This is a genomic window from Paenibacillus sp. lzh-N1 (assembly GCF_002872435.1).
Taxonomy (GTDB): domain Bacteria; phylum Bacillota; class Bacilli; order Paenibacillales; family Paenibacillaceae; genus Paenibacillus; species Paenibacillus polymyxa_C.
Map to the genome: position 1 here is coordinate 151,982 of NZ_CP025696.1, position 15,484 is coordinate 167,465.

The 15,484-nt window shown below is 45.1% G+C and carries 20 protein-coding genes; 3 read left to right on the forward strand and 17 right to left on the reverse strand.

Going from position 1 to position 15,484, the window contains the following annotated elements:
• Window positions 1-9: 9 nt before the first annotated feature.
• Window positions 10-816 carry a barstar family protein gene (locus tag C0638_RS00720; RefSeq protein ID WP_058712022.1) on the reverse strand — a complete coding sequence of 269 codons (807 nt, stop codon included), beginning with the start codon at window positions 814-816 and terminating at the stop codon, window positions 10-12.
• 95 nt (window positions 817-911) lie between these two features.
• On the reverse strand, window positions 912-1,400 hold the full coding sequence (locus C0638_RS00725; protein ID WP_058712023.1) for a HEAT repeat domain-containing protein: 489 nt from the start codon (window positions 1,398-1,400) through the stop codon (window positions 912-914).
• Between the two features lie 206 nt (window positions 1,401-1,606).
• Between C0638_RS00725 and C0638_RS00730 the strand changes: the two genes are divergently transcribed.
• Together C0638_RS00730 and C0638_RS00735 are read left to right on the forward strand one after the other, a co-directional pair.
• Window positions 1,607-2,365 carry a DUF2087 domain-containing protein gene (locus C0638_RS00730; protein ID WP_102163289.1) on the forward strand — a complete coding sequence of 253 codons (759 nt, stop codon included), beginning with the start codon at window positions 1,607-1,609 and terminating at the stop codon, window positions 2,363-2,365.
• 33 nt (window positions 2,366-2,398) lie between these two features.
• On the forward strand, window positions 2,399-2,740 hold the full coding sequence (locus C0638_RS00735; protein ID WP_058712465.1) for a GIY-YIG nuclease family protein: 342 nt from the start codon (window positions 2,399-2,401) through the stop codon (window positions 2,738-2,740).
• 2 nt (window positions 2,741-2,742) lie between these two features.
• Here C0638_RS00735 and C0638_RS00740 read toward each other — a convergent pair whose 3' ends face one another.
• The 12 genes from C0638_RS00740 to C0638_RS00790 all read right to left on the reverse strand — a co-directional run bounded on the left by C0638_RS00740 (window position 2,743) and on the right by C0638_RS00790 (window position 11,779).
• Entirely contained in the window at window positions 2,743-3,303 is a 561-nt protein-coding gene (locus C0638_RS00740; RefSeq protein ID WP_013370053.1) for a GNAT family N-acetyltransferase, read from the reverse strand.
• A gap of 28 nt (window positions 3,304-3,331) precedes the next feature.
• Window positions 3,332-3,889 (reverse strand): hypothetical protein, encoded by a 558-nt coding sequence (locus C0638_RS00745; protein ID WP_058712466.1) that lies wholly within the window; start codon window positions 3,887-3,889, stop codon window positions 3,332-3,334.
• A gap of 278 nt (window positions 3,890-4,167) precedes the next feature.
• The gene (locus C0638_RS00750) at window positions 4,168-5,112 is read right to left on the reverse strand and encodes a class I SAM-dependent methyltransferase (RefSeq protein WP_058712467.1); all 945 of its coding nucleotides are present in this window, start codon (window positions 5,110-5,112) and stop codon (window positions 4,168-4,170) included.
• A 114-nt stretch (window positions 5,113-5,226) separates the two neighbouring features.
• On the reverse strand, window positions 5,227-6,438 hold the full coding sequence (locus C0638_RS00755) for a rhamnogalacturonan acetylesterase (RefSeq protein WP_058712476.1): 1,212 nt from the start codon (window positions 6,436-6,438) through the stop codon (window positions 5,227-5,229).
• A 60-nt stretch (window positions 6,439-6,498) separates the two neighbouring features.
• On the reverse strand, window positions 6,499-6,981 hold the full coding sequence (locus C0638_RS00760) for a ribosomal maturation YjgA family protein (protein WP_058712468.1): 483 nt from the start codon (window positions 6,979-6,981) through the stop codon (window positions 6,499-6,501).
• Window positions 6,982-7,175: 194 nt separating this feature from the next.
• Window positions 7,176-7,763: a GNAT family N-acetyltransferase gene (locus tag C0638_RS00765; protein WP_058712469.1), complete on the reverse strand. Its 588-nt coding sequence runs from the start codon at window positions 7,761-7,763 to the stop codon at window positions 7,176-7,178.
• The gene (locus tag C0638_RS00770) at window positions 7,760-8,473 is read right to left on the reverse strand and encodes an HAD family hydrolase (protein WP_058712470.1); all 714 of its coding nucleotides are present in this window, start codon (window positions 8,471-8,473) and stop codon (window positions 7,760-7,762) included. Before C0638_RS00770 ends, C0638_RS00765 begins: the two co-directional genes overlap by 4 nt.
• A 34-nt stretch (window positions 8,474-8,507) precedes the next feature.
• Window positions 8,508-8,678: a hypothetical protein gene (locus C0638_RS25265; protein ID WP_167346995.1), complete on the reverse strand. Its 171-nt coding sequence runs from the start codon at window positions 8,676-8,678 to the stop codon at window positions 8,508-8,510.
• Window positions 8,679-8,733: 55 nt separating this feature from the next.
• Window positions 8,734-9,291, reverse strand: a complete 558-nt coding sequence (locus C0638_RS00775) for an SMI1/KNR4 family protein (RefSeq protein ID WP_058712471.1) — start codon at window positions 9,289-9,291, stop codon at window positions 8,734-8,736.
• A 59-nt stretch (window positions 9,292-9,350) separates the two neighbouring features.
• Window positions 9,351-9,746 (reverse strand): hypothetical protein, encoded by a 396-nt coding sequence (locus C0638_RS00780; protein ID WP_045243994.1) that lies wholly within the window; start codon window positions 9,744-9,746, stop codon window positions 9,351-9,353.
• 145 nt (window positions 9,747-9,891) lie between these two features.
• Window positions 9,892-10,977 carry a saccharopine dehydrogenase family protein gene (locus C0638_RS00785; RefSeq protein WP_058712472.1) on the reverse strand — a complete coding sequence of 362 codons (1,086 nt, stop codon included), beginning with the start codon at window positions 10,975-10,977 and terminating at the stop codon, window positions 9,892-9,894.
• Entirely contained in the window at window positions 10,964-11,779 is an 816-nt protein-coding gene (locus tag C0638_RS00790) for a class I SAM-dependent methyltransferase (protein ID WP_058712473.1), read from the reverse strand. Before C0638_RS00790 ends, C0638_RS00785 begins: the two co-directional genes overlap by 14 nt.
• Window positions 11,780-11,952: 173 nt before the next feature.
• Between C0638_RS00790 and C0638_RS00795 the strand changes: the two genes are divergently transcribed.
• A complete protein-coding gene (locus C0638_RS00795) occupies window positions 11,953-13,044 on the forward strand; it encodes a LuxR C-terminal-related transcriptional regulator (protein WP_058712474.1) in 1,092 nt (363 codons plus the stop codon).
• Between the two features lie 77 nt (window positions 13,045-13,121).
• On the opposite strand, the gene C0638_RS00800 is transcribed toward C0638_RS00795, so the two are convergent.
• From C0638_RS00800 to C0638_RS00810, 3 genes are all read right to left on the reverse strand, one after another.
• A complete protein-coding gene (locus C0638_RS00800) occupies window positions 13,122-13,301 on the reverse strand; it encodes a hypothetical protein (protein WP_013370039.1) in 180 nt (59 codons plus the stop codon).
• 76 nt (window positions 13,302-13,377) lie between these two features.
• A complete protein-coding gene (locus tag C0638_RS00805) occupies window positions 13,378-14,379 on the reverse strand; it encodes an NAD(+)/NADH kinase (RefSeq protein WP_013370038.1) in 1,002 nt (333 codons plus the stop codon).
• Window positions 14,376-15,437, reverse strand: a complete 1,062-nt coding sequence (locus C0638_RS00810) for an SPFH domain-containing protein (protein ID WP_058712475.1) — start codon at window positions 15,435-15,437, stop codon at window positions 14,376-14,378. The genes C0638_RS00805 and C0638_RS00810 overlap by 4 nt, the downstream gene beginning before the upstream one ends.
• Window positions 15,438-15,484: the final 47 nt, after the last annotated feature.

Below are 15,484 nucleotides of genomic sequence, written 5' to 3' on the forward strand. Positions count from 1 at the left end.
TTTGCTAGCTTAATTCGAAGAAAAATTCACGGTAACACCACCTGATATTAAGATCGTTAAAAGATCCATAAAATATTGCTGTGGTGAAAATCTATAGTATCTCTCTTCTTGATCCCATTCTTCCTCGAATCTTTCCAAGAAATAATGTGCGTTTTGCCAATGGATTGTGAACGGTCCTACTGCCCCAAAACCTCCACAGAGACAGTCCGATATACTGTCCAAGCTAAATCCAAAGTACCCTCCAGGCCCATTAATCGCTTCCCCAAGTGCTATAAAAAATGTTGTAAAATCAAATATGTGTTTCCCGTCTAAGGTGTAGACTTCTCCTCGTTTATCCATTCTGGAAGATTGAAAACAATTAGATGCAGAATGTATTCTAGTCACGTTTAGCCATCCAGACCGTTCTTCTTTAGAAAAGCCTTGCCATATATTATTTTCAAGCGACTGAGCGCACTTTAATAACTCCCATAATCTTAATTCCACAGAGGAGGGCTTCGTTTCAAGTATGCCTGTTAACTCCAGATTGAAGTTTCCTTTATTGTAATTTAGTTTATGGATTATATAGGATTCAGGTAGGTGATAATGATAGCTTCCAATCACTTTTTCTTCATCATCTAAAATAGCAATGTACAAGTTGGATACAGATTGTTTTGTCTTTGCTATGTTTTCTATGAATTCTTCGTTAAATTCAAATTGCTCAAAAATGACCTTTTCATTCGTTCCAACCATAATATCACCCGTTAACCCAACCACATCTCGACAATAACCAACTGTGAGCCCACTTTCATCGTCCATAACAGCAAATCTCTGTCTCAATTTATATCATACCTCCCAACAATAATTTTAAGGAATATAGCATTTCAGGATAGAGCAATAATCAATTAATTTGAAGCCAATAAGGTTTAAAGGCCTCATGTAAAAAGCTCTAAAGATTCTAGCAAAAAGTCACGCTTATATTTATTTTTATGATCGCCCAGCTTTCTTCTTATCATTTGTCTACATAGCCCCTTTTGAGCCTCAGAGATTTTATCTTGCACTGTACTTATCAGTTGATAGGATTGTCTACTCGCTTCAAAGGTATCATCCAGTAAATCTACCAGCACCACAACATGAGTAGATACGTCAAAAAATTCTAGAGCATATAACAGTGTTCCTCTATTCCCTTTCGTCTTAGGACTTCTTAACAAGTCAATAAGTGGCAGCACCGCTTCACTGTCTCCTAGATCAGCTAACGTAATGGCGATTACATTTCTGAGCAATGCACTATCCGTTGTTGCCAAATAACTCAATAATATTGGAGTGAATGTATGATCCAGCTTTTCACCCACATCCTCTATAATCCTTATCGCTTCCTTTAAATCTCCACTCTCTATGACTTCTTCTAATCGCATTATGTTCATTGTTTACCAATCCACCTTATTACAATAAATAGAAACTATCCAGTCTTAATGCAATTCAATAATTTACATATAATAACAAACCTAATTCTCTTTTGTATATAGCGAACATTGTCGAGATCTTAAAAAATATCCACTCATTGATTTAAAATAAACAAAATGTTATATTGTCTATAAAATAATCATCATTTAATTGAGGTGTTTGCTAAATGGATCATTCCGAACTATTCTGGAATGCTGATATTGAAGAACTGAAGCGTGGATATATTCGCCAAGGAGAGCAGGTAGTTTGCCTCTTGGACGGACAACGATACGAGCAAGGCATCATATATCAGGATCAAGGGGTATTTTATGACGCGGAGCGGTATATGCGTCTTCATATTGAGCGGACGTACGGATCGGTCTTTGACTATTTGATCGGTCTGGATAAAAAGCTGACTGGACTGACGGATCATCAAAATCGGTTACTTCAGTTATTTTATCAAGGGATGGGCGATGCGGATATTCAAAAGGAAACCGGAATCGGCAGTGCATCCACCATACGCAATCATCGCTTTGGTCTCAAGGAAAAAGAACGGCAGGCCAAGGTATTTCTCACATTAATGGAACTGTTAAAGGAGAAAGATCGTCACGCTCCCGCCATGGTAGAAGTACCCGTACGAGCACGGATGGTGGATGAACGCTACAACATTACGAAAGACGAAAGGCTCAAGGTACTCACGAAGTATTTTCCGAATGGTACGGACGGGCGCCTAAAGACCTTTAAAATGCAAGAAAAACACAAGCTGATTGTACTGCGTGAAATTGCGAGCCGTTTTGTGAAGGGACAAATATATCATGAGAAAGATATCAATGCGATTTTACAGGAAGTATATGACGATTATGTCACGGTGCGAAGATATATGATTGAATATGGTCTATTGGATCGCAAACCGGATGGCAGTGAATATTGGTTGAAGGAATCTTGAAGCTAGGCGCTTATAAAATAGGAGGATTCGACAATGGATCGAAGAAAAGAACTAGTTCAGCAATACATGGAGATGAAGACAGAGGCAGGAATCTATTGCATTCGCAATACACATAATGGAAAAATTTTCATTGCTTCCACGCCGAATTTAAAATCGCTGAATGGACGCCGTTTTGAGTTGCAAATGGGTATGTTTAAGAATAAACCGCTACAACAGGAATGGAATGAGTACGGCGAAGATTCGTTTGAATTTGAAGTGCTGGATGTTTTGAAGAAAAAGGATTCGGAATTCTTTGATGTCAAAGACGCGCTGGCAAAGCTGGAGCAGACCTGGCTTGATCGACTCCAGCCTTACGGGGACAAAGGATATTTGTAAATTTACTGCTCCGCAGAAAACTCCTTGCGAAGATAGCCAAAAACAACAGCGTCAACAAACTGACCTTTTTCATAAAAGTAATCTCTCAAGTGCCCCTCTTTAGTAAAGCCACTTTTGAGCAATAGCCGTCTGGAGCCTTCGTTATCTGGATCAATGAAGGCTTCTATACGGTGAACCTGCGGCAATTGAAAGCCGTAATCCACCACCACCTTCATCGCTGCTGTCATCAGGCCCTGCCGCCAGTATTCCGGTGCCAGCTCATAGCCGATTTCGATACGGGAGTGTTCCTTCTGCCAGTTATGAAATCCAATTGTACCCACCACCCGCTCAGGAGCTTCTTTTAACGTAATCCCCCAGCGAAAGCCCTCTTGCTTCTCATATCTGGTTAGCATGGAACGAATAAATTTCTCAGCTTGCTCTACCTTCGTAAAGCTTTCCAAATCATAAAATTTAGTAACCTCATCTCTGGAAAAATAGTTGAATATGTCCTCCGCGTCTGCTAATGTAAGCTGCCTTAAATAAAGCCGATCGGTTACCAAAGTCGGAAACGTTTCCATTGTCATTATTCATCTCTCCTTCACATCGAAGAGCCTATCTTGTCAACCACCAGCCGATCCCCACCACTACTCCATTGATGAAGAATAATGCGGTGCATGCTCTCCATTTGTTGACTTCACTTGTTTGAAAAAAGCCAGTCACGGTACTACGACACATAAACAACGTAAAAAATAAATTCCAAATAATACGCATACCATATTTAATGTAGTAAAAAGCAGGACTTAGCTGCACACCGCCTAACGCTGGAGAGATATCGGGAATAAACAGAATTGCACACGCATAACGCATGGTCTCATATGTAAAATAAAATAATGCCAGCCACCAAGCCCACTTCTTACCGAACAACATACCAATACCGGCAGCCGTTCCTGCCAGACCGAGCAACGCGATAAATCCTTGAAACATGCCCCTGCACATGCCTAACAACGTAGAAGCCTCATTTAATGCATTAAGCGTCAATAGCTGTGTCACCAACAGGAGTGCTCCATTAAAAATCAGTAAAATAGCTGAAATGCTTACACCTAAAGGTCGTTCGAAAGCCACGTTCGTTACATAATCTTCTACTTCTTTTTTTGTATACAGATCGGACACTTCTTCTACTCTCCTAACCCAATTATTACATCCATTTTGCGGCGGGCATAATAACAGTGTGTTTTCGCCTCATTTCCATATATCGGCTTTTAGGAAAATATGGTTTAATCTTCCCTGAAAAATTCCGTTATCTATACAATAATTTATTATTCAGGGCAACTATGCTATCAAATCAACGACATGAGAATCCTGATCATTAACAGAATCCCAAATAGAGTAATATCTATCCTTATACTACCATTCAAAGAGTGAATCTGACAAATGGCTGATACTAGCACTTATGAATGTATACGCGTTATCTTCGTAGCTCTATAACCTTCATATGACTGGATATACTCTACTTGATAACCCATTTGGGCATCCAAAAGCTCTTCCATAAACGGGAGGCACGGGCTGTAGATAAAGCTCCCTCCTGGCCGAATGGCTTTAAGCAATTCCATATATTTACGAGCGTACTCATGGATATTACCATCTGCCTTCAGATGATGATGCATAAAATGATTGGAGAATGCCATATGTGAAACGATCGTTCCCCATCTACTTTCTTCATAAGTAGTCGCTAACCAATCTCCTTGGGTGATACAACCGTCTGTTTCAGCAAGCCGATCTGTTCCGTATGCCTCAATTCCGTAGGCACGTAAATAAGTAACCAACCGTGCCTCTGATCCGCAACCAACATCTAGAACAGGCTCTTGCAAACGAGCAATGTCCAATCCTAGCAGATTCGCTTGTAACTCCGGTGTATATTCCTCACAAGGTACCCAAAAGGTATATTCATTCTCTGCATACTTAGCGAACACTTCACGTCCATTGGTACGAGTTAAAAAATCTCTCAAATGCCCATAATGCTGCTGGAGCAGTAAGTCCAGAGTTGCCCCTGCTATAGATTTCTTTTGGAACAGCTTTTCAATCCGGGTGAAGAATCGATCATACAGCTCCGTAAGCTCCCTCGCATGATCTGTGTGAAAATGTAGATACTGATTGGTATTTACAAACTGGGACAGTATTTTAGCCGCTACATCCTTCACAAAAACATGATACGTATGCTGGCGCTTCAAGCTTTTAAGCATGAGGATCAGTTCCGAGCTTCGCTGCGTCAGCCAGTACGTCATTTCCGTTGAAGGTCCTAACAGAACAGAACCCTCGCGCATATAAAATAAACTCCGATGCTGATTATGCAGGAGTTGACCGTTAATAAGATTATGAAGTTGAGCGACTGTCATACTACTTCCTCCTTAAAGTCCAGAACATTAAAGCCCCACCCAAGCCTAAATCATGCTGGGTTTGGGTAGGGCCAGCTTATTTTCTGAGTATATCATGGTTATGGAAACTCGGTGCTATTGCAGATTCTCTGCCTTTACATAAGAGGATAGAGGAATATTCAAATCACGAACCCCTTGGGCTACCAAGCGGGCTATTTGCTCCGCACCATACTCCTGAAAATGTGTATCATCCTTCACGCCATCAGGAAATGCAGAATACACACCTGGCTCCAAATGTAAAAATAGTGGAAGTGTTCCTTCCAGGCCTAATGTATCATAGTAGGCTACACTCAATTGACTAAGATCGACCAGTGCAACACCCGTCTCTGATGCTGTTTCCTTCATGGCCTGCACATATTCCGGGAAACTAATCCGAAACGAAGCACTTGCTGCATCATAATCGCGGCGGCCTACAGGAGTAATTAGCACAGGTACCGCACCGCGTTGAGTGGCTCCTTGGATGTACGTTTTCAAGTATACTTTGTAATCGGCCGGTGAAACATAACGCTCCTGATTATTGATCGCGGCATCATTATGCCCAAACTGTATGAATAGATAATCTCCTGGACGGATATTCCGTAAAATATCATCTAACCGCCCTTGAACCAAAAAAGTCTTCGTGCTACGTCCACCAATAGAACGGTTCACAAAAATAGTCTCATCTGTAAAGAACGGCGCAATCATTTGCCCCCAGCCTGCCTGAGGCTTCATCGAGGATTTATAGGTTTGAACCGTAGAATCTCCCGCAAGGTATACGGAAGGATGTTCTCCAGCCGTTCGAGCTCCCTTGGGAGTGATAACCAAAGCGTTGATCTTCGCTTCATTTCCTGAGAAATACAATTCGAGCTGACCGTCGATGAGTGCAAGCTCAAACGCAGCCTCGACAAATTGTCCTGCTGTTTTGGCAGTGGGCTCTACTTTAACAATGGATTCGGCTTTAACCGTAATGTCCGTGTTTCCGGAAGTATCTCCGGCAATCAGAGAAAGCGTGTAATCCGCAGGTGGTAAATTGACGACAAATGATGAGCCTTGAACACGAACAAAATCTGAGCGGATAGCATCACTTCCACCACGGTTCTCTTCATTTACCTTGGAAAGATCGGTAAATCCATAGCCACGCTCAGGCGTGTAAGCATCCTTAGCAGTGACCTGAGTGTAGCCGTCAGCCACATCCCCAGGACCAAAATCAAAACGAAGAGGCGCCGCAAGCTGCTTTTCCGCTAATGCCTGCCCTGGAATAAGTATGGTTGCAAACAACAAGCTGAACCCTACGCATAACCCAATCATCTTACCGAACGACCTGTGATGCTTTCCCTTTTGTTTCAAGCGCAACCCTCGCTTCTCAGATTATTTGAGTGGTTTGTCATCGTCCATACGTCTATTGATCCTCACCAGCCTTTGGCAGCCCTGGTCCAGTACCCAGGATACCACAATACCAACCGTGTACCTGATCAGATCCACGGTCAGAAACCCTTTGCCAAGCACTAGGCCGCCCAGGGTGGTCGCCCGAATGTGGTTTATCCAGGGAGTCTGGTACATCTGACTGAATTCAATAGCGAAGCAAAACAGCATACTGCCCCAAAGGGCTATAGACAACTGACGGTTCACCCACAACATTCTCAGCCCAAAATAAATCATGCACGCCCACAAGGCATCCCCAAAGTGATTGGCAACGAATGCAGGTAACTGGGTGGAGAAAGCCCTGCTTCCCAAGCCCAACAAGATCATGACCAGCACGGCAACCAGATACGCAGCGCGAGCCTTCCAGTGGAACTTTTCCTTTATTTCCTGATTAATTCCCCTACTGCTGCTCTTACTAAATTTTCTCATACTAAATTACCTTTCCTAACACCGGAAAATACCTGCCAAGCTTCTAATAAAACTTCGTAAAGCATCCTCTTGGGATAGCGCTTGCAAGATTGCTGAACCTTAAGCTGATGTCACATTGTATGCACACCAACTTGTCTGTATTTTTCGTCATATTATGAATCATATAAGCTCCCGCAATATCGTACAATCGCTTGCTAAAATTCAATACCACGTACTTTCGCAAAAACCATTTGGTGTACCATGATTCTCTCTTCATCATACTCGACGTTTCTTAAAATCCCCTCCAGTGTAAAACCTGTCCGTTCCGCTATCTTCGCACTGCGCGTGTTTCTGGAATCACAACGAATCTCCAGCCGATTAGCATGCAAATGCTGTATAGCAAAATCCGTAATACCATGCACAGCCTCTGTTATAATACCTTTTCCGGTCCAGGATGTTCTGAGCCAATACCCAATTTCAAATCTTCGTGTATCCCAATCAATATGATGCAGACCGCTGCTAGCTACAAATTGTCCCGAAGCCGTATCAAATATATACAGCACCATGTCAGACCGATCCAGAAATTTAAGTCTGGCTTGGCGTGAACGGATTTCAGATTCCTCCTCCGTAGGGAGATTTCTCGCAAAAGGAAGCCAAGGTCGCAGCTCATTTACACTTTCTCGTATCGCTTCATTAACTGCCACTCCATCGCCCCACTGTGGAGCGCGTATGGTCAATCGCTCCGTCTGGAATTGTTCCGGGAACGATAACAGAATGGGATTCGGTTGCTGCTCCCTACTCATGATGCTCCCTCCTCCATATTCGCTGGATAGCTGAGACGATCCAGCCAGCCAGTGATTTCACGTAGACTCCCAATCTGATGATCCGGTACAATGTCCATTTCATTCCACGTCATAAAGCCTTCCAGCCAGATGGTATGCAATCCTGCACTTTGCGCACCACGAATATCATTCGTCGGATGATCGCCTACGTAACAGGCATGACCAGGTTCGGCAATGTCCAGCTCTTTCAGTGCCAACTCGAAAATACGAGGATTAGGTTTTTCGATGTTGACGTCACCCGATACGATAATGGAATCCACGTAATCTCTCAGCATCACTCGGTCGATTTTCGCCTGTTGTGCGCGGAGTGAGCCGTTGGTAATAATGCCAAGCTTCAGGCCCCGAGACCGCAGCTCGGACAACACTTCCTTGGCTCCGTCCATCAGGACCGTAAACTTATGAAATTCACCGTACCAAAAGCCCAGCATCTCCTGTACTGTCGTATCGGGATTTTTCAGTTTCAGGTCTGCATGCAGCTCGGTATACAGCTCCCTCTTATCTCGATACCCGTCTTGATCCGCCAGACGTATTCGCTCAACGACAGCCGCGTGGCTGGCTGGTTCTTCTGCCACAATAAATCGTTCTATAAAACGCTCAGTATATGCAGCAAATGCCTGTTTGCGATGAATCAGTGTATTATCCAGATCAAAAATAATGGCTTCTATAGACATAACGAGCTCCTTTCTGTCCGTAAATTTATACCGATCAGCTTGAGACGAATTGAAGAACTCCGATCACAAGAAGCAAGAAAAAAATAGACAAGAAAATGATGACCATATACTTCAGGATTTTGCTAGAAGTCGACTTTTGTTCGAGTTTTGTCTCGATCTGGATTAGCCTTTCTTTGATTTCTTCCAAATCCTGCTCCATCGTCACCTTATGTTCTCCTTCCTTTGCCTCGACTTATTTAACTTCCTAGCGATTCGACGCTTCAACTACATAAATCACTCCAAAAGCGAACTGTTTTTACGGCCTCAAAATCAATCTGTTCGTAAGTCTTCTCTCCAAATTCCTGCTTGAAATATTCCTGCAAACTTTCTCCATACACGATAATATCCGTTTGATACACTGAAAATACCGGATTTCCTTCTTCACAAGGCTGCTCTGGGATATATCGGTGACCATAGATGGGGATCAGCTTGGGCACGCGCAAAAACTCACGTTTACATATGTCCACGGCTTCCTGCAAATCTGTTGGTCTTTCTCCCCATTCGGAAGGCCAGAATATATTCTGCTCCACATCAAAAATCATACCTTCGAGCGGCCAATTCAGCCTTTCCCAAATGACACCCATTCGCTGTGGTGACGTATCTCTCCAAGGAATAAAGCTTTTACCGATTGGAAGAACGTTCATCAGCAGCTCTCTTAAATCGGGCGGAAAGTGAATATCATACCTGTCTTCGACCTCAGTAATCTCCCGGGTGGATAAGCCTGGGGTTAAGGTTACATCGTCTTTACGTAATAGATCGATAATATAAGCGACATCCATCTTCGATTGAACACCTCTATTCGCTGTCTGATTGCACCTTCTGATTGAATTCGAGCAGCTTAGTCGAGCGGATTGGTCAAGAGGCCTACCAGACTTGTAACTTCAACTTCACCGACTCGGCGTGGGCCTTCCATAAAATATCCCCTGGTTCCTACATGTATCCGGTGTCGGTGTACCTTTTCCCTCATTTCTCCAAACAAAATCCACATTCTTGCCTGACCTTCCCGGTGAACCGGGTGCCTGGTATCCATGATCAATTGACCCTCTTCATCTTCAAACTCAGGATGTATTGCATAAATTCCCGTTGTTGTAATATCGTCGCCCTCATAGGAAAAATCGCAGCGATAACCCTGAATAGGCAGTTGTTTCCTGCCTCCTTCTTCCGGTGTGTAAAATCGATATTTTACTATAAAATCGTGCGGATGCTGCCTACTATGTTCATAGGGATTCCACATTTCATATCATCCCCTCTGGTCTTTCCCAGAAATATGTACTTCCTTCTAGTGTAATCCAATAGGAAAAGAAATCCAAGACCTATCCGCAAGGCATTGCCGAATAAGCTTGGATGATATGAGAGTCCTTTTTTCAGATATATGACTTTTATACTTGCTGTCCGTTCATCTGAATATCTACGTCTACCTGCTGTCCCAGCCAAGCCCGCATGCGATTCCACGAAAAAACCTGCTCCATGTGAAAAACACCATATGGAAGTTCTGAACGATACAGGGCAAGCGCCGCAAAAACGGCGGCTTTAGCAGTCAAATCAGACTGATGATGTCCCCTTAGCCTGCATTCAACCCTCGTCTCCTTGCCATTGCGAGTTCCTTGGGCGTCTACCTTGACCGCTACAGCATTTCCTCCTAGATGCACTTTGCCAAAGCTGCGAACTACTGCATCACGAACAGTTGGCTGTCGGAGCAGACCTAATATTCCTATCGTCCGGAGCCCTGCCAAAAGACGGGTGGTCAAGCGCGAATCGAAGCACAGGCGTGTGCTGACTGTAGGAATATTGAGCGTACGTGGAAGTGTCTGCTGATCCGAAAAGGGAAACCGATACGCCCGATGACGACCCACTCCTACACCAAAGTCTGCTACTATGCCGTCGGTAAAGCTTCTTCGAGTCACTGGACGTCCCTGTTCTATCACCTCCAAGTCGGTATGAATCTGATCTACAGTCCACTCAATCGCAGCCTGACCGTGTTGATCACCCAAGCCCAGCATCAAAGATATGTTCAATTCATCCGTCTGATCCATGAGCTGTGTCGCTTGCAGAGCCAATAGATTGGTTAGCCCTGGAGCTAATCCTACACTTAACAATGCAGTGACCTGATAAGCTCGGGCCTCCTGATGACACTGCTCCACCTGACTCAAAAAGGCCGCATTCGCAGTAATATCCATGTAATGCACGCCATGCTGAAGACAGGTGCGTACCAAGGTTGTATTGTCCTGATCCAGACACATAATAATCATTTTAGCTTGCTCTAATATCGACGGGTCTATGGGTTCATGAATATCAAGCTGCAAAGGTCGTATCTTGCCATTCGATTGTTGGCTGAATGCAGTGGCACGTTCCAGACTACGGCCTGCGGCAAATACCTTGCCAGGGAACATTTCACTTAACTCTGTGCATACAATTTTCCCAACATGCCCATACCCGCCAATGATGATGATATTATCCTTTGTCATAAGCCGTCTCTCCCTCTTTAACCGCAAACCATGCATTCACTAAAAAAGCACCATAATACCGGGTAATGCGAGTAAAGCCTGCATCTATCAACAGTTCCTGAATTGCCGCATTGGACACCGGGTTTGACTCACGACCGATAGAAGCAGCGAATCGTTCCCAATCCTCCAGTGAAATGCCCTGACTCAGCATATGGCCTTTCCACGCCTGCATTTGGATGGAAAAAGAAGGATCCTGCGGATTCCCATTAATAGAAGCTAGGCAAAAAGGCGCACCCGGCTTGAGTCGACCGGATATCCGGCGCAGCAATGCCTGTTTATTTTCCAAGCTCTGAAGAAAATGAAGCACCAGCAGGCAGGTAGCAGCGTCATAGACCGGTTCTCTGCATGACTCTTCGCTGCGCTTTTCGTACTGTTCTTTAGGTGATTTTCCAGACAACTCTTCCAACGTACCTGTAACAAATGATATTTTTGAACCGATGCCCGCTTGTGTCACACGTTGACGTGCCAAATCCAGCATGTGCTCAGAGGGATCAACTGCCCTAAAGGACCATGCCTCATGCCGCCCTCCGAGCGTAATCAGTTCCTGACCGCCCCCAGATCCGACAATCAGCACATTCGGATCAATATTTTTGTTATGAGCCTGCGCTTCAAGCTGTGCGGTTATCAAACAATCTGTCATCTCATACAGATGGGTATATCCAGGTATTTTTAAAGCAATCGTATCCGCGTATTTATGCACATTCGGATGATTCCAGCTCATAGGTTGATTTGAGTCCGTATTTCCAATATGGGGTTGCTTCATATGTGCTCTCCTCCAAACATTTAGCCTTGATCTTCAACGGCCATTCGTTTATTGTAGATTTAATTAAGAATCATTCTCAATTATATAGACAATACGAATATCCACCATCCCACAAATGTGGGATTTAATAATCGCGCTTTGAGAATCTCCAGCTTTCACGATAGGAGTAAAGGATGAACGCACATAATACACCATTTGCACAGCTTAAGAAGAATCGACAACCAATCATGGAAATGGGAAGTAAGTCACCCTCATCCCCCACCTACAAGCACACGCTAATCGACCGCTTGCGTACTCAGATTTCTTTTGATGCGGCGTGCTGTACCTCAGTAGATCCGCGAACGCTGCTTTCCACGGGGGCATTTACGGAGTCGGGTGTAGAGGGCATTCACAGCAAACTACTAGAATACGAATATCTGCACGACGATATCATGAAATACGATCAATTGGTGCGAGAGGGGCAGTCCATCGCGACGCTTCATGGGTCTACACAAGGCCAACCGGATCGCAGCACACGTTTTAGAAATGTTTTGCAACCCGCCGGATTCGGAGATGAGCTGCGTGTTCCATTTATGTACAAAGGAAGCTGCTGGGGATTTCTTACGTTGTTCCGCCACCATGGAAAGCCTGTATTCAGCACGGAAGAGCAACAACTGCTTGAAGCATTAGCGCCGTCCATAGCCTACCATCTGCGTCAAACTAGTGTCAGTGTATCTCCAGTCCCCGCAATGATTATGGAACATGAACTGGAGCCAGGGGTTCTGACGCTTTCCACTCAACTAACCCCCCTCTCGTCCAATATAGTAGCAGAACAGTGGCTAAAGCTGCTTCGGCAGCAAGAGGGAATCCATGATGGCGAGCTGCCAGCCTCTGTCCGGGCGGTAAGCTTGCGAGCGCTATCCACTTCTACTGCACCAGCCAGACTATGTATCCCTTCCGCTGATGCTGAAACCCCTTGGGTCACGATCAGAGCCACTCTCCTGCAAGGCGGACGCGAGCATATGGGCGAGAAGCAGTTGGCCGTATGGTTTGAGCCTGCTAAAGCAACTGACATGTTGCCGCTTATGGCTGAAATCTACTCATGGACTGAACGAGAGAGACAGCTTGTACGGCTCATTGTCCAAGGCTTTTCTACTAAGGAACTGGCAAGTGCACTTCATATTACGGCCTACACGGTGCAGGATCATCTGAAAGCGATTTTCTTGAAAACAGAGGTAAGCAGCCGTCGTGAGCTAGTATGGAAGGTATATTCCAGATTCAATTAATATATGTAAAAAAAGACAGATGACCCGGTTAAGGATCATCTGTCTTTGCATCACTGCTCTATTGAGACGCAAGAGTCTTATTTCTGCGAAGAGGATTTCGTATCATCGTATGATACGGGTGAGGGCTTCGCAATCCATTCATCAGCCTCAGGCTCGATATCCACGCCGTTGTCCAACTTCGTTTTCTCCATCAAGGAATCTCCGTCCTCGTTCTTCTTGTTGCGGATTTTCGCTTCGTCTTGAGTGTGGTCGCTCATGTTGATTCCTCCTTTTTAATTTCATCTGATGGTTGTACCTTACTCATAATTACCCATTGCCGTCCTGTACAAACCTCTACACGACCAGATGCCCTTTTTTCTCCGCCGGTCCAATGGTCGCCTCAATGCCAGCATTAAACTCCAGAAAGTCGCTTTCCACTCCATCACTAAAAATAACTCCATTCTCCGGCATCTGCGAAGCAATGCGCAGCGGTCTTTCAACTGCCACCTGTCCAAACACCAGCTCCGCAGCAGTCGTCCGACTGGGAAACGGTTCTCTCACCGTAAAATAAAGCGATGGCGAGCTCCAGGTTGCACGATGATCCTGTCCCATTCCTTCTACTGTCCCCTCCTGACTAAAAGCAGCACCTGACACCAGGTGATCTGGAGTCAGCGAGACCGGATGCCGTGTAGCACTGCCGACAATACCGGCCGCTCCAGCCAGCACACTGGTCAGCCAGCCTGTCGCCCCCAGTCCCGTGGAAACGATAATACCGCTGGACGATTGCTGCTCTACCTGATCCTCCAATCTCAACTCATATCTCGCAGAAACATGAGTTTTGCGCCCAATGAACAAATCGTTCACGGCATATAAGGATTGGCCATCATTCAGTTGGGCCTTAGCCAACGTAACCTCTTTAATCGGCCGTCTGTTCACGAACACATCCGGCACCACCCAGCGCAGATCAGATACAGTAAATGGCAGCAATACCCCGTCCCAGCGCAATGGATCTGGATTCACGCCGATTAGCGGCTGCTCGGTCAAATATTTTAACGTGTTGGCTACCAGCCCATCCTGACCCAGTACCACCACCGTATCCTGTTCACCAAAAATAAAGTTCGGCACATGCTCCCGTTCCACAATCTGCACACGGCCCAAGGCCGACAACTCGGACGTTGCCGTTGCCACCGCCCTGCGGTAATTTTCATCCTCCAGCACATAATCACTGAAATCCGCACCAAGCCGTTCCATAAAGAAGCGAGCCTGCTGCACCGTATTGTATCGGACAATCAGTTCCTCCAGTCGCGTTTTACGCTTCACCAAAATAATCTTCTGCTCTGTCATTCGGTTGTTCATCGTGCTCTTCCTCCAGATCCTCTCGATCCTGCTGATCCGTTTGTTCCCATATCTGACATGAGACCTTGTAGCAGATCCGGTGTAATATTCAACTGACCGATTTTCCCTGCATTTTCTGCGAGCTCCTGAAATGCGATCGCGATCAGCTTATCCGGGCTCATATCCATGTTGGCCATAGCTTGAAGCACGTTGGGCTCGACATCCTGCAACGATTTCATCACCGCTGTCAGCTCATAGGCCTTGGCATCGGCTTCCGCCTTTTTATTCGTTACGGTCAGCTCAATCAGTTCGCGTTTTTTCTCTTCCAAGGCCGTGTCGAACCGCAATTGCTCCTCCTTCATCTCACTTTGCTTTTGCTTTACGGAACGCTCGGCATCCAGTTGGGTTTCGCGGATCTGCCTTTTTTTCGTCTCCACTGCAATTTCCGTATTCAGCTCATTTTCCTTTACACGGCGCTCCTGCTCAATGGATGCGTTACGACGCTCATACAAAGCGTGATCCGCATTACGAAGAATTTCCTCTCTCGCCTGCGCTTCCAGTGCTCTCATCGTCTCCTTATTGGGTAAAATCGCCAAAATGGACAGCCCCATGACCTCAATGCCCAGTTTCTCCATTTCTGTATACTGAGTAATATCCTTCGTCATGTTTTGGGCCAGACGTTCACTGGACTGAACCGCTTCTTTGAGTGGGACACGTTCCAAATACTTTTTGGTAAGCACCTTGGCAATGTTAATCACCCGTTGGGCCAGCTTGCTTGGATCGTCTGAAATGTAGCGCCGTTCCTTCAAATCATACGTATAGTTTAAAATCTGCGTCGTTCTGCGGTAATCCACAATCCGATAAGTCAGTTGTCCCTGCACTGTCACTGCCTGGAAATCATTCGTCATATCTTCAAACATGAACGGTACATCAATGGAAGAGACCGGCACGACGACGACCGAGGTGGTCGGGGCGTAGTAATAAAAGGATAACCCGACACCCTCTCGAACCACCTTCCCGTTCTTCACCTTCATGACATATTCACTGGGTTGAAATTTAATAAAATTAAATCCAAACATCGTCGCTTCCTCGCTTTCTTTATCGTATCCATCATCTTGTTAATTAT

Excerpts from the sequence above, each read along its gene's own strand:
- C0638_RS00725 (WP_058712023.1), bottom strand. The coding sequence starts at position 1,400 with ATGAACATAATGCGATTAGAAGAAGTCATAGAGAGTGGAGATTTAAAG.
- C0638_RS00730 (WP_102163289.1), top strand. The coding sequence starts at position 1,607 with ATGGATCATTCCGAACTATTCTGGAATGCTGATATTGAAGAACTGAAG.
- C0638_RS00735 (WP_058712465.1), top strand. The coding sequence starts at position 2,399 with ATGGATCGAAGAAAAGAACTAGTTCAGCAATACATGGAGATGAAGACA.
- C0638_RS00740 (WP_013370053.1), bottom strand. The coding sequence starts at position 3,303 with ATGACAATGGAAACGTTTCCGACTTTGGTAACCGATCGGCTTTATTTA.
- C0638_RS00750 (WP_058712467.1), bottom strand. The coding sequence starts at position 5,112 with ATGACAGTCGCTCAACTTCATAATCTTATTAACGGTCAACTCCTGCAT.
- C0638_RS00755 (WP_058712476.1), bottom strand. The coding sequence starts at position 6,438 with ATGATTGGGTTATGCGTAGGGTTCAGCTTGTTGTTTGCAACCATACTT.
- C0638_RS00760 (WP_058712468.1), bottom strand. The coding sequence starts at position 6,981 with ATGAGAAAATTTAGTAAGAGCAGCAGTAGGGGAATTAATCAGGAAATA.
- C0638_RS00765 (WP_058712469.1), bottom strand. The coding sequence starts at position 7,763 with ATGAGTAGGGAGCAGCAACCGAATCCCATTCTGTTATCGTTCCCGGAA.
- C0638_RS00770 (WP_058712470.1), bottom strand. The coding sequence starts at position 8,473 with ATGTCTATAGAAGCCATTATTTTTGATCTGGATAATACACTGATTCAT.
- C0638_RS00775 (WP_058712471.1), bottom strand. The coding sequence starts at position 9,291 with ATGGATGTCGCTTATATTATCGATCTATTACGTAAAGACGATGTAACC.
- C0638_RS00780 (WP_045243994.1), bottom strand. The coding sequence starts at position 9,746 with ATGTGGAATCCCTATGAACATAGTAGGCAGCATCCGCACGATTTTATA.
- C0638_RS00785 (WP_058712472.1), bottom strand. The coding sequence starts at position 10,977 with ATGACAAAGGATAATATCATCATCATTGGCGGGTATGGGCATGTTGGG.
- C0638_RS00790 (WP_058712473.1), bottom strand. The coding sequence starts at position 11,779 with ATGAAGCAACCCCATATTGGAAATACGGACTCAAATCAACCTATGAGC.
- C0638_RS00795 (WP_058712474.1), top strand. The coding sequence starts at position 11,953 with ATGAACGCACATAATACACCATTTGCACAGCTTAAGAAGAATCGACAA.
- C0638_RS00800 (WP_013370039.1), bottom strand. The coding sequence starts at position 13,301 with ATGAGCGACCACACTCAAGACGAAGCGAAAATCCGCAACAAGAAGAAC.
- C0638_RS00805 (WP_013370038.1), bottom strand. The coding sequence starts at position 14,379 with ATGAACAACCGAATGACAGAGCAGAAGATTATTTTGGTGAAGCGTAAA.
- C0638_RS00810 (WP_058712475.1), bottom strand. The coding sequence starts at position 15,437 with ATGTTTGGATTTAATTTTATTAAATTTCAACCCAGTGAATATGTCATG.